We start from the raw sequence: 23,145 nt of genomic DNA on the forward strand, positions 1-23,145 counted from the left end.
TAACTATTTATTAATAACTGGGAATAACAATATTTGTAAAATTTCCATTTGTAATATCACTGACATTCACAGTAACACCACTTGCATCTTCAGAAATATCAACCTTATAATTCCCTAGATTATACGAACCGGTTTCAAGCTGATTATTATCTCCAAAAATAGAATTAACCAATTTACTTGATAGTTGATTCAATATTTGTCGGTTCAGGTTATCCTGAAAATCATCCAACGGATCTTTATTTAATGCACTATCAGCATTTGGATCTTCAATTCTATTTTGCTGGGTCGCAGAATTCAATAACCAATTGTAATTGTACTGATCACCCCCAAAAGATGAATTTATTGGTTTATACACAAAATCCTGAGCCATAGATTCGGTTGGCAATAATAAACTCAGAAAAAACAAGACAAATACTATTTTTATAATATTCATGATTTACAGTTTAAAGTTCAAAACATTCCCGTTCCCTGTTGATCTTCATCTTCAAGTTGGGCATTCATTTTTTCATAATTATTTAAAAATTGCATCGCCATTTGGTTTGCATATTGGGACATTTGTTCCAATACTTCATAGCGTGGCTGCACTCTTTGTTTAAATACTTCATTATCATTTACCAAAACAACAATTTGAGTTGCTAAGCCCGGCAAAACCATTTCTTTAATAGTAATGGTGAAATTCTTTGCTTTTTGAGGTGCAACCCAGATGGAAAAAAACATATCGTAGAAATCACGTCCTACTTTGGTCATTGTTTCATCCATAACCAAACCATCAACTTCCATCTCGGAACCTACATTTTCATAGGCTGTATTTTTTTCAACAATATCATCAAGTGTTTGTTGAAGAATCTTTAATGTTTTTATTGAGTCACTTACATCTTCGGTTTCCTGTCCCTTCATTTCCGGAAGTGAAACAAAAAACATAAAAAAAAAGATTAATAATAAAACTCTATAAAAATTTCTCATTTGAATTTCAATAAAATCAATGATTATCACAACATAAATATATCATTTCTAAATTTAATATCATAGCAATACCAAATTCAATAGACTTCTCTTAAGGAATCTTAACTTTTGTTAACCGGTTAATAATAATTAAACTTCAACACTCTATAATTCAATAACATTCAATCTATTTATTTTAAAATTTCGGACATCGAATTGCACGTATCCTTCTTTTCTTTCTTAAAAAATAAGTTCCGGAACAAGAAGATTTTGCCTTTCCCAATAAATAGCTAAGCGATATCTCGTGAGCTCCTGAATTTGTTTTCACCAAATTAGACACCACATAATCATAGGAATAGCCAATTCTAACTTTATCAGTCTGGTAACCAATCAAAATAATGAATGCATCAAAATCGAAGGAAAGATTATGACGAAACCAAGCACCAACAACCCAGTTATTTCTGGATAAATACATTCCATAATTTATTTGCTCAAAATCCAATTGCCGTTGATACAATATATTTGGGGAAATGGTAAAATTGCTTTTCATTAATCCGCGAGAATATCCCATTGGAATATTTGCACCTGCATGCACTGTATATTTACGAGGTAAAACCGCTGTATTCTGCTCTGAATTGAATGCCTCATTGGGTTCTGAGAGATGATCAATTACACCTCCAAAATAAAGACTTTTATAATTTACGATGATCCCCATGGAAAAGTCCCAGTACGATTTACTCAAATTATTTGGCTGAACTTCTCTGGAAGGATAAATCACTCCATACAATGGATCTATCATATCTGAAAACACAAATGAACTCCAATCCAATTTCCGTTGAATATAACCAGCCTTGAATCCAACATTCATTGATAAATTTCGATTAATATCCAAGGAGTATGAATACATTCCGGAAGCTGTGGTTGTTTTAATTGCTCCTTGTCCCTGATTATCCTGAAGAATTAATATTCCCAGTCCACCATTCATCAAATCAACGAATTGATCGTAAGAAGCACTATAAGTGACAAAAGGACGATTATTCTGAGGCCACTGATTTCGATAAGACATTCCTAAAGTCGGAACGTACTCTGATCCGGCAAACGCAGGATTAAGATAAAGCCGGTTTGCGTAAAACTGAGAGAACTCAACGTCCTGAGCCTTGACCAATGAAGTCCAAAGCAAACAACAGACAATACAAATAAATCTCCATTTTACCATTTTATCGAATTAAAGAAACATTGCCATCCTGACGAACTTTCCCATTAACAATCAGGATCCAAACATATACTCCCACATTTGCTTTCTTCCCTTTATAGGTACCATCCCAGCCCTGCCCCAAATCAGTAAATGTATAGATTAGTTCACCCCAACGGTTGTATATATACATCTCAATATCTTCACCTGCAATATCACCTGTGATTGATGGTCCAAAAGTATCATTAACACCATTTCCGTCAGGTGTAAATGCATTTGGAACAAATATCCGATACCTATCGACATAAACCAGAATGGAATCCATCCCAACACAACCGTTCATATCTGTATATTCCAAAAAGTACTTTCCTTCTTCAGTAACCGTATAGGTTGAAGCCGTTGTACCGTCCTGCCACAGATAATTGCCTGGTAAAAACCGAATATCTATTGAAGGAGATAATATTTTTGATTCGGTGTAAAATATTGTTGTATCCATTCCTAAATCAAAAAATGGCCTATCATGAACGGTAAAATCAATCACCGAGGAATTAACACATCCATTTTCTATTTTAGCGAAATAACTTTCACCGGAACGAAGTGAGATTTTAAGCGGATTCAATACAGGTATGAGTAAATCAACATCTTCATACCAACTTACTGTAACAGAGGCATCAGGTGTTACCTGATTATTAAGCGCAGTCAGGTCATAATTCACAACCTCTCCTGTTCCCAAAACATCCTCACACAATTCTATACTTAGATCATTTGCTTCCGGCAGTGGGTCGACTAAGAAATTTAATCGTCCGGTATTTTCACAAGAACTCGCATTAGTGGCAAGGGCATAATATGAGCTTTGATTAAAGACAGTTACACCCGCAGGATTCGCTACAGGAATATTCAATTGGTCATCTTCGAACCATTGCACATTTGCAGCAGGATCGTTACTCACCTGCAAATTATAATCGGTAAGGTTTATTCCTGACAATGAGGACGATCCAAAGCTCTCTTCACAAACTACCTCGTTTACTGTTGAGGTTTGAGGTAATGATAAAATATCAAATGACAGCTCTGCAAAATTCTCGCAGACACCATCCCAAACTCTGGCGTAATATACATCTCCGTCTGAAACAAGAACATTTCGTGTATTTAAAACAGGATTGGAGTAAGTTGCTTCAGAATACCAAATAATAGTACTGGTTACTGATGTTGTAATATCAGAATAGTAATTATTCAAATTTTCACCTCTTACCTGCCCGGAATTGAAACCATCTTCGCATAACAAGACCTGATGGTTTTGAGCATCAGGCAAGGAGTTGATTGTAAAATCAATTCTTCCAACATTACTCTCCGCGCCAAAACTTACGCGAACAAAAAAACTATCTCCGTTAGAAATGGCTGCATTCATAGGATTTGGAACCGGCAAACTCAAGGCCATATTAAAAAACCATTCTTTAACTGTTCCCGGATCATTGTTTACTGCCGGCTCTAATTTTGAAAGATCGTAGGATGTCAATGAACCACTTCCCGATAGATCTTCACATAACTCAACCTGCAAATCATTTGCTTCGGGCAGATTTCGAACAGTAAATGTTAAAACTGCAGAGTTTTGACAACTGCCATCATCTACCAAGGCATAATAATTGTCTCCTGTTGTTACACTTACATTATCAGGAGTTAATACAGAAATTGTATGCAAAGCATCTTCATACCACGATATTGAATTGCTTGAAATAATTGAAGTATAAGCCAATAAATTTATCCCTGTTGCCAGACCTGTTCCAAAAGTATCTTCCCAAACCTCAACAGTTTGATTGACAGCACCGGGTAATGAATTAACGGTATAAGTAACGGCGGCAACATTCGTATTAAAGGCATCGCTTACTGATGCAAAAAAACGATCGTCATTTGCAGCAATTACATTTGCAGGGTCAGGAATTGCGTTCGTGGGTAATCCATTGGGTTCTGTTGGCCAATCACTATACCATGCAAAAGCATCTCCATTCCCTTCATTAATCTGATTTTCAAGCAAACTTAAATCAACCAAGGCATTGCCTGTTCCCGCAACATCTTCACAAACAACAGGAAATACATCCCTTGCAATTGGTGTATTAACCACTGAAAAATCAACAGTTGCAACATTCGAACAAACTCCGTTTGATACAAGGACATAAAAAACATCACCATCCGCAACATCTTGATTTGTTGGATCAGGAATCAAATTTGTAAGACCAGCATCCAAGTACCAATCAATTGAGTTTGATTGCCCGCCAAGTATCATATTATTGTAAAAACTTAAATCTACACCAAGAGAAGTCATAGATCCGGACACATCTTCAAATTCAACAACACTTTGGTTATTCGCAATTGGTGAGGAAAGAACTGTATAGATAACTGTGGCCGTATTCGACTCACCGGCACTTTGAACCAAAACATAAAACACCTGCCCGTTGGTTACACTTACATTTGAAGGGGTTGCCACAGGAGTTAAAAATGCAGCATCGGTAAACCAACTGACACTACTGGTTGTTCCCCCATTAATGGCACCATTAAGCAACAATAAATCAATATCAGATGCTATTCCACCTCCAAACACATCCTCGCACACGTCTATATTTAAATCATTTGCAATTGGCGATGATCGTAATGTGAACTTGATACTTCCACGATTTAAACATGATCCATTGTCAATATATGCGTAAAAAACATCCTGATCATTCACAACAAGGTTAGTTGTATTTACAATTGGATTTGTTAATGCTGCATCAAAATACCATACGATATTATTTGATCCCGCAACCTGTATATTATAGGATGTTAAATCAACACCCGAAGCTGTTCCTGAACCAAAACTATCTTCCCAGATTTGAACTGAAATATCGTTCCCCACAGGAAGTGTTTCGATGGTGTAAGTAACAGTGGCAACACTTGTCTCGGTACCTGTTGATACCTGAGCATAAAACACTTCTCCATTGGAAACTATCCTATTGTTAGGATTTATTACCGGTTGTGTTAAAGCAAGATCGTGGAACCATGTTACTGTGAAACCATTATTATTTGTGATTGCTGCTTCGAGCAATGTTAAGTCGATATTGGAAACAATACCCGTATTATAATTGTCCTCACATAGAGTAATATTTTGATCCAAAGCTTTCGGCAAAGTGTTCACCGTATAAGTTACCACAGCAACATTACTGCAAAAACCATCATTCACCTCAACCCAGAATTGTTGTCCGTTGGTAACTGTTACATTGGTGGCATCAGTCACTACCGATGTTAGAGTGGCATCAGAATACCATGTAAAAGTTGATCCTGCCATACTATTTACAGCAGCTTCCAAAATAGTCAAATCTACACCTGTTGCTATTCCCGTGCCTTGAACATCTTCCCAAACAGATTGCGATTGATCATTAACTATTGGCAAAGAACGTATTATTACAGCTTGAGTAACATTATCTGTTCCTCCTGAAATCAAACTAACTTCTAAATTAACATTGTAGGTGTTTGCTGTTCCGTAAATATGATTTACTGTGAAAGGACTGGTATTAGAAGTTAATACAGTTCCATCACCAAAATTCCAGGTTGCACTTGAAATATTTGCCAGATCGGAACTGATTGTAAACTCAGTATTGTCTCCCGTGCAGTCAAACTGATAGGCAAACTCAAGAGTGAAAATACTAGTCACAAAATTTGGTAAACCTAACCGACATCTTCTTCCAGATAAATTTTTCGAATCAGCAACGAAATTAGCTCCAGCCCCAGCTACATCCGGATTATTAATCACATCAAGATTAAGACTTCCGGTTGTTCCGTCCGTATTGGTTTTGGCCATGTAAATTCTATTATCCGGAGCTAATTGCAATGCCCCGTACAACCACGATCCGTTTCCGATAATTTGAGCAGATCCATTTATAGTAGTCTGATTATTAGATGAAATATTAAACTGATACAAATTGCCACCTAAAAATGAACTTAGATATAAAAATTCCCCCGAAGGAGAAAATTCAATACCATAAGGAGTGCTGTAATTATTCAGCTGAATTGGATTTGAAACAACTCCTGAGGCAGTATTAAAATCGAATAACTCAGCCCGATCCTGAGTATAAATAGCAACAGCCAATTTCGATCCGCCCGGAGAAGTTTTCATATATCCAATAGCAGATTTCCGATCACTATTATGCCGTACTCCAACCGTGCTGATTACAGGAGTTGAAATACCTGTGGCTGTAAATTGATAAGCATAAAAATCCCGACTGTCCCATGGATGCATAAGAACCCAAAAATCAGTACCATTAGCATGTTTCACCGCGGTTACTTTTTCACAAACTTCACTTCCATACAATACCGTATTTTTAACTGTTACAGCTCCAAGTCCTCCATTTTGTGACAAATCAACAATCGAGTAATTTAAACCATTTCGAAGAGCATTTTGATGAGCATCAACAGTAAAAATATAATAGAGTATCGCACTTCCCGGTTGCTGTACAATTATTGAAGATTGGGTTGCTGAAGAATTGCCATCCAAACCTGTTCCATTAGCCATTATTGCATGGTTTTTATTATACACAGTAACTCCATCTGTATAAAATAACAGGTCTCCTTGCACTGTACAAACAGTTGAACAACCTTCCTCTGTATTTAAACTACCATCAGTTAACGCAACGGAAGGGGTTACATTAAAATCCAAACCTGCATTCTCACCAAAATACCATATCCCAGCCTGCCCCTGACCAAATGCTAAATTTGAAGACAAAAAGAGATAAAAAAGTACTATTCGAAATACAGATTTCATACTTGACAGATATTAAAAAATGGAAAGCAAATAAGCTGTTTAAGGTTGCTTAAATCTTGACCTTCTACCACTTACATGTAATTTACAAAATATATCCAATCAATTAATCAGATGCTGATTGTAATTAAATAAAAATCAGGTAATCCTTCCATGAGTCATGAATAATTACCTGATTATTAATATTAGTTAAACGGCATTGGTCAAAAAAATTAACTAAGGCCTAAGTAATCAAAGAGTTTTGACTTAACTGTTGTAGTCAATGGTCGTTTTCCATTAAGAATATAAGACAAATACACATCTGTTACACCAATAATCTTGGCAACTTTCTTCTTCTTGTCATCAAGGATTCTGAGTCTGTCTTTAATTCTAACTAAATCATCCTGAACTTCCTGCTTCATAACTTCAGTTTTATAATTTAACAATTGAGATTAAGGTTTCTTTTTTAAAATTTGAACCGGAAACAAATGATTGTTTCATTTGCTTCCGAGATTCAAATTCAATTTTTGTAAATTTTTAATCAATCTACATGGTTGGTTGAAAAGTGAATAGAGCAAAACATCAGTTCGGACTATAATCAAGACCGGAACCAATAGCTTTTTTTAAGTCGAATAAACGAAGTTGCTTCTGCAGCAGTTCGTAATTCATATAGAGTGCTTTTCGGTTTTCCAATTTGGAATTCTGTTCCTCACGGTCAACCGTAATCACAACTTTGGTTTCCTTAAAATTATCATTAATGTATTTTAGCATATCTAAATTGGATAAAGCCTTCAATGGCAAAATCACCAAATCAATTGTCGTCTGATTTAAAATAATTTCCATCTCGACCGGATCATCAGCAAAATATGCTCTGGCGTCTAAGCTCTGAATGTATTCTTTCAGCTCATCAATAAGTGATCTATTTTCTTTAACAAACAGGATATTCATAGGTTCATCTGATGAAGGAATAATTTTCAATAAGTTGCCTTCCAATATTAACAAATCCATACACTAATAATTGATAATAACATACTTCCTATATCAATCGACATACCACAAAACATATTTGCCTGTAAATCAATCAATTAAAGCAATTACAACTATTGATCTGTATTGAAAAAATTATCCGTTTACGGATATGTATGTTTAAGGAAACTAAAACCATAACCTTAACTGCCTGATCTACTTACAAACAAGTCATTTTTCAATATTTTATCCATTATCGGATACAATAAAAAACGGATACAATGGGAAACTTGGAAAATCTTGATTCTATATGCTTTTACTAAAAATAGAGCTAATCGTAAATGCAATTCACCAATTTTGGAGAAAAAAAATATCTGATCGGAACCAGATATTAAACTTCAATTTTATATTTTTTTATTCGCCTATCGAGAGATTGCCAGGTAATATTTAGGAGGTCGGCAGCTTTAGATTTATTATTATTGGACCTTTCCAGTGCTTTACGAATACAATCCATTTCAACCAATTCCAGATCCAGATTTTCATCAGTAGAAAAATCAATTCTTCGTTTTTCTTCTTTCGGGTGAGTAAGTTGGAAATGCGATAAGCTTAATCGATTCACATCACAAATAATAACAGCTCGTTCCACCATGTTTTTTAATTCCCGCACGTTGCCGGGAAATTCATAAGTCAGTAATCGCCTAATAACGGCACCATCAATCTCACTAATGTTTTTCCCCATTACACGATTAAAGTATTTCACAAAATAATCCAGAAGTAAGGGAATATCTTCTTTTCTGTTTCGCAAAGGCTCCAAATGGATAATAAAAGAACTGATTCGGTGATATAGATCCAAACGAAATCCTTTTTCGGAATGAAGTCCTTCAATGTTTTGATTCGTGGCAGCAATAATTCTTGTATCAAATGGAATTTCGATATTAGAACCAACTTTCATGATTTTCCGATCTTCTAAAACCCTTAAAAATTTGGTTTGAAGATTAAGTTGCAAATCACCAATTTCATCCAAAAAAAGAGTTCCTTTATTAGCAGCTTCAAACCATCCTACTTTAGATGCGGAAGCTCCGGTAAATGCTCCTTTGGTGTGCCCGAAAAATTCACTTTCAAAAAGTGACTCTGGAATAGCACTGCAGTTTACGGCATAAAAATAATTTTCCTTTCTACTGCTCAGATAATGAATAGCTCTGGCAACCAACTCCTTACCCGTTCCACTTTCACCCGTTATGAGCACCGAAGTATTCTCAGTCTTAGCCACTTTTCCAATAAGATTAATCAAATTCTTCATTTGAGGACTATCCCCGATGATTTCATACCCCATTGCTTTTTGAAACTCTTCTGAAATTATAGAGTAGTTTCGTTTAACTTCTATTAAACTTTTCTTTAGGTGAACAAACTTCTTGGTTCGTTCGATTGCACTTTCGACATCACGCAGGCGAAAAGGTTTTGTGAAAAAATCTGAAGCTCCCAAACGCATCGAATGAATAACAGAATCCATCTCACTGTATCCGCTAATCATAATCACTTCAATTTCAGGAAAATCGTGCTTCACTTTCTCCAGAACATCCAAGCCATTCATCTCAGGTAAATTAACATCAATAATGGCTATATGGATTTCGTTCTTATCCATAATATCGAAAGCTTCAGAAGGGCTTCCTGCTTTAAATATTCTAAAATTGGGATCAATTAAAAATTCTTCCAATTCATCACGAACCAGCTTCTCATCATCTAAAATCAATATTCTTAAATTACTTATAGACACCATATTAAGCAGACTTTACTGATGATTAATTATTTTCAAATTTGATTGCTTTTTTTGAATTCTCGAATTCAAAAGGCAATATCAATTTCATTTCCGTGAATTCGTTCTTTTCACTGCTAACTGTAATTTGCCCATTCATCTTCTGCACAATTCCTTTACTAATATACAACCCTAGTCCTGAGCCAATACCTGATTGTTTGGTCGTAAAAAATGGTTCAAAAATATACTTGAGGTTATCCGGATCAATTCCACTGCCATTATCTTTAATTGCTATTACTACATTTTCATCCACTAATTCAGCAGTAATTTTTATCCATTCAACTTTTTTCTTTGCATCTGAAGATTGTTGTCTGTACTCAATAGATTCGTAAGCATTGTTTAATATATCCACAATAACCTTCTGAAACTTATACTTGTTACCTGTTACGTATAAATCATCAGAACATGCATCAAACGAAACCTCAACAGTTCGTGTCTTATACTGTTTATTAATCAGGTTTAAAGAATCATGAACAAGACTTTTCACATCAATTAGCTCCTGCATATTTTCCTTTTGAGAAGAGTTATAAATGCCAATTTGAGACAAGTACTTCTTGATGCGGTCGATGTCGGCAAATACCTGCAAACATTTTTCCCGGATGTAGTCCTCGTCAATATTATTCGTCGATAAACGCAAAAGAATGTTATCCATAATCATCGAAATTCCAGTTAAGGGCTGATTGATCTCATTCACCATTGAGCCTGCCATTTTCCCAAGGGATTCAAGCTCCGATTTCTTCAATAATAACTGACGATGAAAATCATTGATTCTAAGTTCTTGTTCAACTTTCTCTTTTAGCTTGTTGGTTTTATCTTCAAATTCCTGCTCCTGCCGCTTCAAACCGGTTATAATATCCTTATAATCAACAGAATTATTTTCAACTTCACCATTCGTAACTATTTCCATCATTATGCCACGCACACCTTTTTCATTATTTACCAAGGTTGAATGGGCTGCTAAAACAATTCGTTTCAGTGCATGTTTTTTGGTAACAATCGACAATAATTCAAACACAAAGCCTTTTTTAGAACTGGACAGATTCAATATCTTCTTAATTTTCTTAGTGTCCTCGCCCTTAAAAAACTGTATAAATTCCATTCCCTTAGAGTCTTTTAGCGATTTACACTCCAGAAATTTACATGCGTAATCATTCAAATAGCTGATTTGATTTTTTGCATTCAACTCAAAAATGGCCTTGTCACTGTACGCATCATTTTCAAGACTTAAACTCTCTTTAAATGTCAACTCCAAAGCTTTCTTCTGAGAAATATCCGAAACAAGACCATACAGATGAAATATGTCCTCTGCTTCACGGTACTCACTGTACATCTCAATTTTGAAATGTTTAACCTCTCCGCTGTTATAAATATATCGATGTTCAAATTCAATTTTTTGATTTTTTTCAGGAAGATTTAAAAGCATGCGTTCAATTGCCTCCTTATCATCAATATGGGTTTTCAACTTAATTTCCTCAAAAATATTTTCTTTATCAATTGAAGAAATATCATAGAGTCGTAAAAATTCATCTGAACCACGAATAATCTTAGAATAGGAATCCCATTCAAAACTTCCTATTTTGGCTTTCTTTTGAATCTTTCTTAAAACACTTTCTTTTTTAACTAATGTATCTTTTAATTGTTTCCGTTCCGAAACATCACGGCCAATTGCCAAATAGTGGGTATCATCGAATTCTATCTCCTTAAAAACAGTCCATTCCAAACAAACATTATTTCCAGCAAAATTGATGATATGACCTTCAAAAGTTGTGAATTTATTCTTGCCATTCAGCTTCTCAATTCCCTGAATCAATTGTTCCTGCAAAACTAAATTAACAGAAGCCAAAGAATCTCTGGAAATACCATCTAAAATATAATTGAAAAAATCTGTAAATGCCTTGTTCGCAAATTCCACCCTATGGAGACTGTCCATTTTCAAAATGAGTTCCGATTGTCCCTCCAAAATAGATCGGTAATTGGATGCAAGATTTCGTAAACGTCCCTCCAATAAATCCTTCTCGTTAAGAGCGGTAGTTAACTTCTTGTTCTGAGATTCAATCAATCTCCGGTTTTTATATAGTTCCAAAAAGATATTGATCTTATTAATTAAGATCGTATTATCAAATGGTTTCATAATAAAATCAACACCACCGCATTCATATGCCTTTGATTCACTTTGTTTATCCAAAAATATTGCTGTTAAAAAAATAATCGGAGTTGATTTATTCACGTAACCACTTCTAATTTTTTGAGCAAGTAAAAACCCATCCATCTGTGGCATTTGAACGTCGAGAATGATAAGAGCATACTCCTTATTCTCGATATCCTGTAAAGCTTTTATTGGTGATTGAATTAACTCTAAACCAACATGTAACTTCCCTAACAAGGCTTTTAGTAATTCCAAGTTTTCAGCGCGGTCATCAACAATCAATAATTGGGGAGTAAAATCCAATTTCATAGGTTTTGAGTTAGTGGTTTACACACTTTAAAAGAAAAAAAATACCCTTACAGGGCACTAATTATTTCATACTAAGGTTGTTTAATCAAAATTAAAACTAATGCATCACAAAATCAACCCCTTTATGATTAAAGGTAACTTAATTTCCTTAGGAATACATATAACAGCGACTAACTATCCGAAAACGGCTATTAAGAATTTGATAATTTATGACTTGAAAATGAATTAAGAGTCGCACGTAAAGTTGGAAAACCGAACTGAAACCCAGCATTTAAAAGACGTTCAGGCACAACTCGCTGGCCCGAAAGAAGAACATTTGCACCTTCCCCAAAAAGGACTCTGAGAATTAATGCAGGAACATGGAAAAATGCAGGTCTATTTAAAAAAGAACTAAGTGCTTTGGTATAGTCCCGATTCGTAATTAATTCAGGTGCAATTAGATTGTAAGTCCCTTCCATTTCCTTATTTAAAATAACATAAGAATAGGCATTAATAAGATCTTTTATATGAATAAACGGAAATGCCTGACTTCCATTTCCCAATTTACCGCCTAAGGCATAGCGAAAAACGGGCAGAGCTTTTGCCAAAGCTCCTCCTATGTCACTCAAAACAACACCTAATCTAAAAATAACAGTTCGAACACCTTGTCTTTTTATCTCATTAGCAGCATTTTCCCAATCAATACAAAGTTCACCCAAGAAATCATCCGAAAAATTTTTACTATACTCGTTGTGTGTATGTTTGTTGTCGTAAATACCAACTGCTGAAGTTGAAATAAATAGCTTTGGTTTAATTTCCATCAAAGCAATAGCACTATTAAGATTTTTAGTTGTAGTAATCCGGCTATTGCGCAGAACCTGTTTATTTTTGGAATTCCACCTGCAAATTACAGGGGCGCCCGAAAGGTGAATTATGACTTCACAGCACTTAATAAATTCGGAAAGATCCTGAACATTACCATAAAGAAGTTTTCTTGAAATCAAAAGAATATCAGCATTTAGATCTCCTGCCAATTTTTCTGTTAGATGAGAACCAATCAAACCAGATCCTCCGGTAATTCCAATTTTCATTTCTTTGGATTTAAATGATAAAACTTGAAAAATCTCCTTCCAAAAATGTTCGTAATTCGTTTGTGGTAATCCTCACCTTAATATTTCCTCCCATAACATAGGAAATATTTCCAGTTTCCTCAGAAACAGTAATTACATGAGAGTCGGTCGCCTGAGTCATTCCAATCGCCGCCCTATGTCTCAATCCGAGGCTGCCCGGAATATTCGTATCATCTGTAACAGGCAATATACAGCGAGCTGCTAGTATTCTACTATTTGACCAAATCACAGCACCATCGTGAAGAGGTGAATTCTTAAAAAATATGGTTTCCAAGAGGTTTTTAGATACTCTTGCTTTTATAATTTGTCCTGTATCCGCATAATTTTGTAAATCCATGTTTTTTGCGATTACAATGAGAGCTCCCGTTTTCGTTTTTGACATGTGTTCGCATGCGCTAACGACCGATCTGATTTCGATATCCGGAATTCCTCTTTCATCAAGAGCAAACCAATTATTCAATGTGAATTTTTGACTTAAGTTGTATTTAGTTCCAAGCAAAAGAAAAAATCTCCTGATTTCGGGTTGAAATACAACAATTAATGCAATTACACCAACCCCCATAAACTGACCAAGAATACCACTTAGCAATTCCATATTAAGTGCCCGAACCAACAACCACATTAGGTAAAAAAGAGACAACCCAACAAATATGTTGATGGCAACAGTCCCCTTAATTAACATGTAAATCTGGTAAAGCAGAAAGGCTACAAGTAATATATCAAGAATATCAAAAAGTCCAAGTGTAATAAATGCTGTGGTCATTCTTTTCTATTAAATTCAGTATGTTAACAAAATTACAATTTTATTGGACATATTACTGCAATGAGGATTTGATCTTTGAATACAGCTTTACGCATTCAACAGCTTCTTTTACATCGTGTACTCTCAGAATATCCGCTCCCCGATCCAATGCCATCATATTCAACGCAGTAGTGCCATTCAAACTCGTAGACGGATCCCCACCTAAAAATTTATAAATCATCGACTTACGCGACACTCCAATCAATATCGGCAAGTTCAGCTGATTAAATTCCTGTAAATTAGCTATAATTTCATAATTGTGATCCAATGTTTTCCCAAATCCAAATCCGGGATCAATAATAATGTCTTTGGCTCCAAATTCATTCAGGCTTTTAATCTGCGATCGAAAAAAAGTAAGCATGTCATTCACTAAATGATGATAAACCGGATTTTGCTGCATTGTTTGGGGCGTTCCCTTGATATGCATCATGATATATGGAACTTTTAGTTCTCCAATAACAGAGAACATTTTATCATCCATGGTTCCTCCTGAGATATCATTAATAATGCAGGCTCCAAAATCGGTGACAGTTCTTTTAGCTACTTCTGCTCTAAATGTATCGATAGATAATATCACATTGGGGAATTCCTTTCGAATACATTCTACTGCCGGAATCATTCTGAGAATTTCCTCCTCAGCTGAAACCTCTGCAGCACCAGGACGAGTAGAGTAAGCCCCTAGATCAATAATTTCAGCTCCTTCGGACAGAATTTGCTCGCTTCTTTTCAAAATGGCTGTTTTGTTAAGATAAGAACCTCCATCATAAAATGAGTCGGGAGTGAGATTCAGAATCCCCATAACCAAAGGCTTTTCAAAATTTATTGACCGATCCCCACACTTAATAGAAAGATTATCGCTGTTAAAACAATTTGTTTTGTAATTTTGCATCACCGTTTTTTTTGAACAAATTTCGAAGCAAAAGTAAAATAAAATACCATGTCTTAAGCTATTTTCTTACTTTTACAAAGGAAATTTCTAACACTAATTATGAATAAAACAGACCAACAGTACAATTCGATTATTAAAATCTGTACGGATATCTTCACAAAAAAAATGCACGATTACGGAACTGCCTGGAGAATTCTTCGTCCAAGTTCCATAACCGACCAAATATACATTAAAGCACAGCGAATAAGAAGTCTTGAGACCAAAGGAGTGAGCAAAATCGAGGATAACATTCGGGATGAGTTTATCGGAATTGTAAACTATGCCGTTATGGGTATTATACAGCTGGAACTTGGCCCCTCAGAAAATGAGCTCCCTAATGAAAAAGCTCTTGAGTTGTATTCAAAATATTTTGCTGAGGCTAAAGAATTAATGGAAGCCAAAAATCACGATTATGATGAAGCATGGCGAAGTATGAGGGTGAGCTCTTATACCGACTTAATTCTGATGAAAATTAACAGAACCAAACAAATTGAAGATCTGCAGGGAAAAACATTAATATCGGAAGGTATTGATGCCAACTATTTTGATATGATTAACTACGCAGTTTTTGGTTTAATTAAAATTGAGTTCGAAAACGCCTGATAAGATTCGCTGAATTATGAGAATATTACAATTTGTAAGTCGCCTTTTTGTTGGTCTTATTTTTATCTTTTCCGGATTTGTAAAAGCTGTTGACCCAATGGGATCAACCTTCAAATTCACAGATTATTTTCTGGCCTTTGGTATGGATGCTTTAAAGGAGACTGCCTTTCCTCTTGCAATTCTTTTATCTACTCTCGAATTTACCGTTGGAATGGCATTGATTTTCAACAGCAGAAAAAATATTACTGCCTGGTTGGCTCTCCTGTTTATGCTTTTTTTCACACCTCTTACATTCGTTTTAGCAATTAGTAATCCGGTAACCGACTGCGGATGTTTTGGAGATGCATTGGTTCTTAGCAATTGGGAAACTTTCTGGAAAAACATTGTAATTCTTGCTTTCACTTTAGTGATCTTTTCGAGGAGAAAAAAAGATAAAAATCAGCATCCGGTTTGGGAACAAAATTTACTGGTTGGATTCGCCCTTGTTGTTTCTATATGGATCTCAACCTACTCATATCGTCATTTGCCTCTTATCGATTTTAGACCGTACCATATCGGCGCCAATATTTCTGATGGAATGAAAATTCCGGATGGAGCACCTGCTGATGAATACCGAAGTCTTTTTAAGTATCAAAAAGATGGCGTGGTAAAAGAATTTGACGAAACCAATTATCCCTGGCAGGATACAACCTGGAAATATGTAGATTCGGAACAAATAAAAATAAAAGAAGGATACACTCCTCCGATTCATGATTTTTCAATCTCGAATGAGACAGAAGGAGACATTACCAATATGGTTTTATCCGACAATGGATATACTTTCCTTTTGGTTTCGAAAAATCTTAGTGAAATCAACGAAAGTGCTTTGCTAAAAATTAAAGAACTTGCATTTTACGCTCTTGAAAACAACATACAGTTTATTGGACTGACTGCTTCGGGTGAAGATGCTATGAAAAGTTTTAAAACTACTAATGAATTGCCTTTTGAATTTTACAATACCGATGAAATTCAATTAAAAACAATCATTCGTTCGAATCCAGGTTTGCTTTTACTAAAAAAAGGAACTATTCTTGACAAATGGCATTTTAGAGATTTTCCCGAAGCAAATCAACTTCAAGGCGATCTTGTGGCCTACTCTATTACAAAACATCAAACACTAAATATCAATCTATTAATTATTAGTATTACATCAACTTTGCTATTGCTTCTTGTTCTTTTCAGTTTGTTAAGAATTCAATTTGCAGAAGCAAAAAACAGATTACGATTATGAGAAAGAAAATTGTTGCAGGAAACTGGAAAATGAACAATACACTTGAAGAAGGTATTGTATTGGCGGGACAAATCAATGATTTAGTTGAAAAGACTGAGCTTAATGGTGTAGATGTTGTTATTGGTACTCCTTTTATTCACCTGACTGAAGTAAATAAACTTGTTGGCGGTAAAATTGGTGTTGCTGCTCAAAACTGTGCAGATGAAGTTAGCGGAGCTTATACCGGAGAGATTTCGGCTTCGATGATTAAATCAACCGGCAGCAAATACGTAATTCTAGGTCACTCGGAACGCAGAGAATACTATGGCGAAACCAGTGAGAAGTTAGTTAAAAAAGTAGCACTAAGTCTTGCTAACGGTTTAACTCCAATTTTCTGTTTTGGTGAGGTTTTGGAAGAACGTCAGTCAGAAAAACATTTTGATGTTGTAAAAAGCCAGATTGCAGAAGGATTATTCCATTTATCAGCAGAAGAATTTGGAAAAATTGTTTTGGCTTACGAACCAGTTTGGGCTATTGGAACAGGAGTAACTGCTTCTTCAGCTCAGGCACAGGAAATGCACGCATTTATCCGTAAGACTTTGGTAGCTCAATACGGACAAGAAGTTGCAGACAATACATCTATCCTTTACGGTGGCAGCTGTAAGCCTTCCAATGCTAAAGAATTATTCGAAAACCCTGATGTAGACGGAGGTTTAATTGGTGGAGCTTCTCTTAATGCAGAAGATTTCATGGGAATTATTACCGCTTTTTAATAGCGTAAATACATATAATTAAAGCCGATACACTTGTGTCGGCTTTTGTTTTTTGATCAGGATTAAATTAACTTGTTGCCTTATATTATTAGACAAATAAAATGGATTATATCGAACTGAAATGTCAGATCCAACCTTTCTCGGAAGAAATCGCAGAAATATTAATTGCAGAACTTGGCGAGTTGGATTACGAGAGTTTTACACAAAGTGAAGATGCTGTTGAAGCATACATACAGGCGCCTCTGTTTGATATGAAAGAGGTAGAGCAACTTAGCATTAATCAGTTGCCGAATGCTCCTTTTAAATTGAGCTACTCGAACAAAACAGTTGCATCTCAGGATTGGAACGCGCTTTGGGAATCCAATTTCAGTCCGGTTATCATCTCAGATCAGGTAGTGATCAGAGCCTCTTTCCATACCGACACTCCAAAAGTTCCTTACGATATCGTAATTGATCCCAAAATGTCGTTCGGAACAGGACACCACTCTACCACTTCGTTAATGGTTCAGAGCATTCTTGAATTGGATCTGGAAGGGAAATCAGTCTTGGATATGGGCTGTGGCACCAGTCTGCTTGCAATTTTGGCATCGAAACGAAACGCTGAAAAAGTAGATGCGATTGATATTGACGAATGGCCTTATACCAACTCACTGGAAAATATCAAAAACAATAAGGCTGATAATGTATCTGTTTTTTTGGGTGATGCAGCTTTATTGGAAGGAAAACAATATGATGTTGTTTTGGCCAACATCAACAGAAACATATTGCTTAATGACATGAAACATTACGTTGCCTGTCTTCCGCAAAACGGAGAATTGGTGATGAGTGGATTTTATACTGAAGATTTAAAGCACATTAAAGAGGAAGCTGAAAAAAACAATTTAGAATACATCAGCCACAAAGTTGATTTAAATTGGGTTGCTGTTCGTTTCTCAAAAAAGTAAAACACAATATTTTGCCGGTATCTGTTATTCTATAAAGAAGACAGAGAACCGGCGTTTTACTTTCCAGATCCCATCAAATTTGTTAAATTGCCTTTGCAAATATATCCATACCCGAAACTTCATTTACAATGAATAAGCTTCTCTTCTCCGCTATTCTTTTTTTGGGAATAATAATTTCAACCCAATCCGTTTTAGCACAAAGTATCAATTCATTTTCCCATGACTCAATCATCTTTCAAGATGAATTTTTGAAGTTCATGGATCATCCAACCAAAAAAAAAGAAAGCAAAGAGTTTAAAGAGCAATTCCCCGCCTTCTGGTTTTCGCCGGAAATGACAAAAGACAGACGACAGAACATCTACCAGATATGTGATATTTTCCTGTCGAGAAAAGCAAGATCGTTTCCTGATTTTTACAACTATTTCGAAACACTGATGTTGTTTCAGCAACAAAATCGTGACAAAAAGGATTATTCCAATTGGGAGAAGGGTTTAATCCATCAGATCAGTGATAAAAAGAATAAGTTAAGTGCAACACAAGACTTTCTAATTCAAACACAAAACCTTTTAAAGGATACAATAATAAATGAATCGTACGCTGCCAAATGGAAATGTGAGAATGCAAAATTCAAGTTTCTCTTCGATAAAGTACTAAGTATCCAGTTCGATCAGGCCGACCTATATTGCATCGCACAACGCGACAGTTCCTGCATATACAATACAAGCGGAATATATCATCCGTTTGAAAAAATCTGGAATGGAAACAAAGGAAAAGTAACATGGGCCAGAGCCGGGAAAAGCGATACAGAAGAATACGCTGTATTTGATTCTTACACTGTTGACACCCAAAAAACATCTTTCCAGGTTGATACTGTCAGCTATTACAACAAAGAACTTTTTAATGATAAAATTGAGGGCAGTCTCTCTGAGAAGATGAACTCAGTGAAAGATCCATCTTTGGCAATCTACCCTCGTTTTGAATCCTTCGAAAAAGAAATCGAAATTAAAAATCTATTCGAAAATCTTAATTACAAGGGAGGTGTTGCCATTCACGGGGCAAAATTTTTGGGAAAAGGAAGTCCCGAAATCCCATCTGTAATAGAGTTATCCAGACATGATACCTTATTTTTACGGGCACGATCGGAACACTTCTCATTTAACAACAATCGTGTTGTTGGAAAAGATACCGAAATTGAAATCCTGATCGACACCTGTCAAATTTATCACCCCGGACTGTTGTTTCAATACTACCCAGACAAAAAAGAAGTCAATTTAATCCGAGAAGGAGAAGGAATTGCCTTGAGTCCCTACTTCAACACCTATCACAATCTGATTATGGATTTTGGAATGTTGGTATGGAATATGGATGAAAATTTAATGCACTTTGGAAGTATGAAAGGCGCTACCAGTCGTCAGGCTCATTTCGAGTCGATGAATTATTTTAGTCTCAACCGATTCATGAAAATTCAGGGCATGGATCAGGAGAATCCGCTGGTTTTACTGCGTAAATATGCCGATTATTCTTACGTAGAAACATTTACCGCAATGGAATACGCCAACTTCATTAAAAAACCGGTTAACCATGTGCGCCAGCAAATTATTGGCTTATCGTTTCAAGGCTTCGTAATCTACAATAGAAACACCGATGAAGTTACATTACAACAACGACTTACCGATTACATTAAATCGGGAATGGGACGACAGGATTATGACGTAATTCGTTTCACTACGCAAACAGAAAATAATGAAGATGATGCTACTCTTCGAATGGGAAGTTACAATTTAGATATTAACGGTGTTAAACACATTGCTGTAAGTGATTCTCAAAATGTGGTGATCTTTCCGAAGCATCAGAAAATAACCCTTAAAAAGAATCGTGATTTCCAGTTCGATGGAAAAATAATGGCCGGATTACTGGATATGTACGGGAAGGATTTTAATTTCTCTTACGAAAAGTTCAAAATTGACCTCGACCTGATTGACTCTCTGCAAATAAACATTGTAACTGATTCACTTTCTAACTATGGCAGAAGATACACAACACAATTGGGAAGTGTATTGGAAAAAATAACAGGAAATTTATTAATTGATGATCCCAATAACAAGTCGGGATTAAAAAACTACGCGGAATATCCGATTTTTAATAGTTCTGATTCTTGTTTTGTGTACTACGACAGCAAAAAAATACAGGATGGAGCTTATAAAAAGGAAGAATTCTATTTCAAGGTTGATCCCTACACAATCAACAATATAAACGACTTTAAAAAGGAAGACATTTCGTTAAAAGGAACTTTTGTTTCCGACAGCATATTCCCAACATTTAGAGAAACTCTAAGTATTAATGATGATAATTCGCTGGGATTCTACCACGTAACGCCTAAAGAAGGATTGCCTGTTTACGGGAAAGGAACTTTTACTGATAGCATACACCTTTCTAACGAAGGATTAATTGGTGATGGAACACTAAACTACCTTACCTCTATTACAAAATCTGAAAAATTAGTATTCAGACCGGAAATTATGACCACTCAGGCCGAAAGTTTCGAATTAAAGGAACTGGCTTCGCATATGAACAATCCTGAGGTAAATGGCGAGAAAATTTTTGCAACATGGTATCCGTACAAAGAAGAACTTTACGTGAAGAGTACGGCCTTACCTATCGACATGTATAAAAAGCTGGCAACCCTTGCCGGAACGCTGAAAATTACTCCAACAGAAATTACAGGAGTTGGTGACATGGAATTGGTTAATGCGGAACTTCAATCGAATTATTTTACCTACACACCTAAAACCATTGTTGCTGATACAGCTGTTTTTAAGTTGAAAAATGCAGATTCGGAAGGTTATGCATTCGAAAGTAAAGATGTTAGAGCACATATCGACTTTATCAACAGAACCGGGCAATTTACAAGCACAACAGGAGGAAGCAACAGTGAGTTTCCATCGAACAAATACATGGCCTACATCAATAGTTTTGGTTGGGAAATGGATCAACAGGAGCTTTTGTTCGGAAACGAGGATGAAAATACACTGGCCTCTTTGTGGGATCAGGATAAAATGGAAAGCTTACCTAAAACAGCCTATAACGAATTTATTTCGACAAGTTTAAAACAGGATTCCCTGAGCTTTCTCACCCCATTGGCCAAATACAGTTCCATAGACCATACAATTAAAGCAAAATTTGTAAGAGATCTGGCTGTTGCTGATGCAAAAATATATCCCGACAAGGGAGATGTAAACATTGAAAAAGAAGGACTAATGCAAACACTTCGAAACTCGAAAATACTTGCCGACACCCTGAATTCATATCACAATATTTTTAATGCTACCATAAATGTTCACAGCAAAACTTCCTATTCCGGATCGGGTAGTTACACTTATTTAGATGCCGAAGAAAATGAGCAGGAACTGTTTTTTGATGTGATAGATGTGGACAGTCTCGGACAAACCATTGCCATGGGAAATTTGCCGGAAGAAAAATCGTTTAGCTTAAGTCCCGATTTTGATTACAAAGGAAAAGTTAGGTTAGAAGCACGCGAGAAATCACTTTTCTTTCATGGTCAGACCAAAATTCATAACAAATGCGAAAGTATTGGCGACAAATGGCTTGATTTCAATTCACAGATTGATCCGAAAGAAATTTACATCCCTGTTGATTTGCACGTAACCGATGATGAAAGCCTGATGCTTTACAATAGTTTTTTCTTAACGAATGATTCCATTCATATCTATTCTTCGTTTTTATCACGCAGAATATTTTATACGGATAACGTGCTATTGGAAGCCAGAGGATTTCTTACCTATAAGCCGAATTTGCAGGCCTATCAAATTGCACCGAAAGACAAATTACAAGATATGGACGCAACCGGAAATATCCTTTCTTTCTATCCAGGCAATTGTAATATGAGAGGAGAAGGTTTAGTTAATTTAGGTGCCGAATTAGGACAAATAAAACAGATTTCAGCCGGAGCTATCGAACACGATTTATCGAGTGATCTTGTGACTCTGGACTTGATATTTGGTGTTGATTTCTTTATGAATGATCAGGCCATGAAGATTATGGAAACAGCATTTACGCAGGCAAATTTAAAACGCACGAACATCAACAAACAGAACTACACCAGAAAACTGGCTGAAATAATGGGGCGCAAAAGAGCCGAATTAGCCGTGCAGGAAATGGATCTCAACGGCACTTTTAAAACCTTGCCCAATGAACTTTTGCATACCCTGTATTTCAATAATCTCGATTTTATCTGGGACAAAGAAGCCAAGGCATATCAATCAATTGGAGAGATTGGAATTGGAAATATTAACGGCAAACAAATCAATAAAAGCATAAAAGGTAAAATTGAACTGGACAAAAAACGAAGTGGTAACCGTCTTACTATGTATCTTGAAATTGATAAATCTCCATGGTTCTTTTTCGAATATCACCATGGAGTGATGTTTGTAAGATCATCGAACGAGGAATTTAATACCATATTGCACGAAACCAAAGAAGACAAACGTGAATTTAAAGATCCGCTAAAGAAAAATCCTTATTCATATATTATCTGTCCGCGATCTCAGAAAACGAAGTTCCTGAAACGATTTAATTTGTAGAAC

Annotated in this window: 17 protein-coding genes; 5 read left to right on the top strand and 12 right to left on the bottom strand. The window is 35.8% G+C overall.

The window, feature by feature from the left end; translation table 11 throughout:
- Positions 1-10 precede the first annotated feature (10 nt).
- The 11 genes from ACY0M5_RS15695 to folP form a co-directional block, all read right to left on the bottom strand.
- Positions 11-433, bottom strand: a complete 423-nt coding sequence (locus ACY0M5_RS15695; RefSeq protein WP_101308292.1) for a curli production assembly/transport component CsgF — start codon at positions 431-433, stop codon at positions 11-13.
- Between the two features lie 17 nt (positions 434-450).
- Positions 451-921 carry a CsgE family curli-type amyloid fiber assembly protein gene (locus tag ACY0M5_RS15700; RefSeq protein WP_160463450.1) on the bottom strand — a complete coding sequence of 157 codons (471 nt, stop codon included), beginning with the start codon at positions 919-921 and terminating at the stop codon, positions 451-453.
- 217 nt (positions 922-1,138) lie between these two features.
- Positions 1,139-2,158, bottom strand: a complete 1,020-nt coding sequence (locus tag ACY0M5_RS15705; protein ID WP_461629779.1) for a PorP/SprF family type IX secretion system membrane protein — start codon at positions 2,156-2,158, stop codon at positions 1,139-1,141.
- A 1-nt stretch (position 2,159) separates the two neighbouring features.
- Entirely contained in the window at positions 2,160-6,923 is a 4,764-nt protein-coding gene (locus ACY0M5_RS15710) for a T9SS type B sorting domain-containing protein (RefSeq protein ID WP_461629780.1), read from the bottom strand.
- Between the two features lie 209 nt (positions 6,924-7,132).
- Positions 7,133-7,321 carry a helix-turn-helix domain-containing protein gene (locus tag ACY0M5_RS15715; RefSeq protein ID WP_101308296.1) on the bottom strand — a complete coding sequence of 63 codons (189 nt, stop codon included), beginning with the start codon at positions 7,319-7,321 and terminating at the stop codon, positions 7,133-7,135.
- Between the two features lie 160 nt (positions 7,322-7,481).
- Positions 7,482-7,907 (bottom strand): hypothetical protein, encoded by a 426-nt coding sequence (locus ACY0M5_RS15720; protein WP_124992673.1) that lies wholly within the window; start codon positions 7,905-7,907, stop codon positions 7,482-7,484.
- A 349-nt stretch (positions 7,908-8,256) separates the two neighbouring features.
- The gene (locus ACY0M5_RS15725) at positions 8,257-9,642 is read right to left on the bottom strand and encodes a sigma-54-dependent transcriptional regulator (protein WP_124992672.1); all 1,386 of its coding nucleotides are present in this window, start codon (positions 9,640-9,642) and stop codon (positions 8,257-8,259) included.
- A 22-nt stretch (positions 9,643-9,664) separates the two neighbouring features.
- Complete coding sequence (locus ACY0M5_RS15730) at positions 9,665-12,133, bottom strand: response regulator (protein ID WP_461629781.1); 2,469 nt, start codon at positions 12,131-12,133, stop codon at positions 9,665-9,667.
- Positions 12,134-12,324: 191 nt separating this feature from the next.
- Positions 12,325-13,203: a TIGR01777 family oxidoreductase gene (locus ACY0M5_RS15735; RefSeq protein WP_461629782.1), complete on the bottom strand. Its 879-nt coding sequence runs from the start codon at positions 13,201-13,203 to the stop codon at positions 12,325-12,327.
- A gap of 10 nt (positions 13,204-13,213) precedes the next feature.
- Positions 13,214-14,005: a diadenylate cyclase CdaA gene (gene cdaA / locus ACY0M5_RS15740; RefSeq protein ID WP_156195904.1), complete on the bottom strand. Its 792-nt coding sequence runs from the start codon at positions 14,003-14,005 to the stop codon at positions 13,214-13,216.
- 52 nt (positions 14,006-14,057) lie between these two features.
- Positions 14,058-14,933: a dihydropteroate synthase gene (folP, locus tag ACY0M5_RS15745; RefSeq protein ID WP_461629783.1), complete on the bottom strand. Its 876-nt coding sequence runs from the start codon at positions 14,931-14,933 to the stop codon at positions 14,058-14,060.
- A 99-nt stretch (positions 14,934-15,032) separates the two neighbouring features.
- Here folP and ACY0M5_RS15750 point away from each other — a divergent pair, with 99 nt between their 5' ends.
- The 4 genes from ACY0M5_RS15750 (at position 15,033) to prmA (ending at position 18,541) form a co-directional block, all read left to right on the top strand.
- Positions 15,033-15,575, top strand: a complete 543-nt coding sequence (locus tag ACY0M5_RS15750) for a DUF1599 domain-containing protein (RefSeq protein WP_124992667.1) — start codon at positions 15,033-15,035, stop codon at positions 15,573-15,575.
- Between the two features lie 16 nt (positions 15,576-15,591).
- A complete protein-coding gene (locus ACY0M5_RS15755; RefSeq protein ID WP_461629784.1) occupies positions 15,592-16,845 on the top strand; it encodes a BT_3928 family protein in 1,254 nt (417 codons plus the stop codon).
- Entirely contained in the window at positions 16,842-17,597 is a 756-nt protein-coding gene (tpiA, locus tag ACY0M5_RS15760; protein ID WP_156195907.1) for a triose-phosphate isomerase, read from the top strand. The genes ACY0M5_RS15755 and tpiA overlap by 4 nt, the downstream gene beginning before the upstream one ends.
- Positions 17,598-17,698: 101 nt before the next feature.
- Positions 17,699-18,541, top strand: a complete 843-nt coding sequence (gene prmA, locus ACY0M5_RS15765; RefSeq protein WP_461629785.1) for a 50S ribosomal protein L11 methyltransferase — start codon at positions 17,699-17,701, stop codon at positions 18,539-18,541.
- Between the two features lie 82 nt (positions 18,542-18,623).
- Here the strand turns inward: prmA and ACY0M5_RS15770 are convergent, their stop codons facing one another.
- Complete coding sequence (locus tag ACY0M5_RS15770; RefSeq protein WP_154675805.1) at positions 18,624-18,773, bottom strand: hypothetical protein; 150 nt, start codon at positions 18,771-18,773, stop codon at positions 18,624-18,626.
- A gap of 25 nt (positions 18,774-18,798) precedes the next feature.
- Between ACY0M5_RS15770 and ACY0M5_RS15775 the strand changes: the two genes are divergently transcribed.
- Positions 18,799-23,142, top strand: a complete 4,344-nt coding sequence (locus tag ACY0M5_RS15775) for a hypothetical protein (RefSeq protein WP_461629786.1) — start codon at positions 18,799-18,801, stop codon at positions 23,140-23,142.
- Positions 23,143-23,145: the final 3 nt, after the last annotated feature.

Origin of the sequence: Labilibaculum euxinicum (genome assembly GCF_963678175.1) — a bacterium.
Lineage (GTDB): Bacteria > Bacteroidota > Bacteroidia > Bacteroidales > Marinifilaceae > Labilibaculum > Labilibaculum euxinus.

Coding starts and splice junctions, on each gene's coding strand:
- ACY0M5_RS15695 (WP_101308292.1), bottom strand. CDS start 433: ATGAATATTATAAAAATAGTATTTGTCTTGTTTTTTCTGAGTTTATTA.
- ACY0M5_RS15700 (WP_160463450.1), bottom strand. CDS start 921: ATGTTTTTTGTTTCACTTCCGGAAATGAAGGGACAGGAAACCGAAGAT.
- ACY0M5_RS15705 (WP_461629779.1), bottom strand. CDS start 2,158: ATGGTAAAATGGAGATTTATTTGTATTGTCTGTTGTTTGCTTTGGACT.
- ACY0M5_RS15710 (WP_461629780.1), bottom strand. CDS start 6,923: ATGAAATCTGTATTTCGAATAGTACTTTTTTATCTCTTTTTGTCTTCA.
- ACY0M5_RS15715 (WP_101308296.1), bottom strand. CDS start 7,321: ATGAAGCAGGAAGTTCAGGATGATTTAGTTAGAATTAAAGACAGACTC.
- ACY0M5_RS15720 (WP_124992673.1), bottom strand. CDS start 7,907: ATGGATTTGTTAATATTGGAAGGCAACTTATTGAAAATTATTCCTTCA.
- ACY0M5_RS15725 (WP_124992672.1), bottom strand. CDS start 9,642: ATGGTGTCTATAAGTAATTTAAGAATATTGATTTTAGATGATGAGAAG.
- ACY0M5_RS15730 (WP_461629781.1), bottom strand. CDS start 12,133: ATGAAATTGGATTTTACTCCCCAATTATTGATTGTTGATGACCGCGCT.
- ACY0M5_RS15735 (WP_461629782.1), bottom strand. CDS start 13,203: ATGAAAATTGGAATTACCGGAGGATCTGGTTTGATTGGTTCTCATCTA.
- cdaA (WP_156195904.1), bottom strand. CDS start 14,005: ATGACCACAGCATTTATTACACTTGGACTTTTTGATATTCTTGATATA.
- folP (WP_461629783.1), bottom strand. CDS start 14,933: ATGCAAAATTACAAAACAAATTGTTTTAACAGCGATAATCTTTCTATT.
- ACY0M5_RS15750 (WP_124992667.1), top strand. CDS start 15,033: ATGAATAAAACAGACCAACAGTACAATTCGATTATTAAAATCTGTACG.
- ACY0M5_RS15755 (WP_461629784.1), top strand. CDS start 15,592: ATGAGAATATTACAATTTGTAAGTCGCCTTTTTGTTGGTCTTATTTTT.
- tpiA (WP_156195907.1), top strand. CDS start 16,842: ATGAGAAAGAAAATTGTTGCAGGAAACTGGAAAATGAACAATACACTT.
- prmA (WP_461629785.1), top strand. CDS start 17,699: ATGGATTATATCGAACTGAAATGTCAGATCCAACCTTTCTCGGAAGAA.
- ACY0M5_RS15770 (WP_154675805.1), bottom strand. CDS start 18,773: ATGATTGAGTCATGGGAAAATGAATTGATACTTTGTGCTAAAACGGAT.
- ACY0M5_RS15775 (WP_461629786.1), top strand. CDS start 18,799: ATGGATCATCCAACCAAAAAAAAAGAAAGCAAAGAGTTTAAAGAGCAA.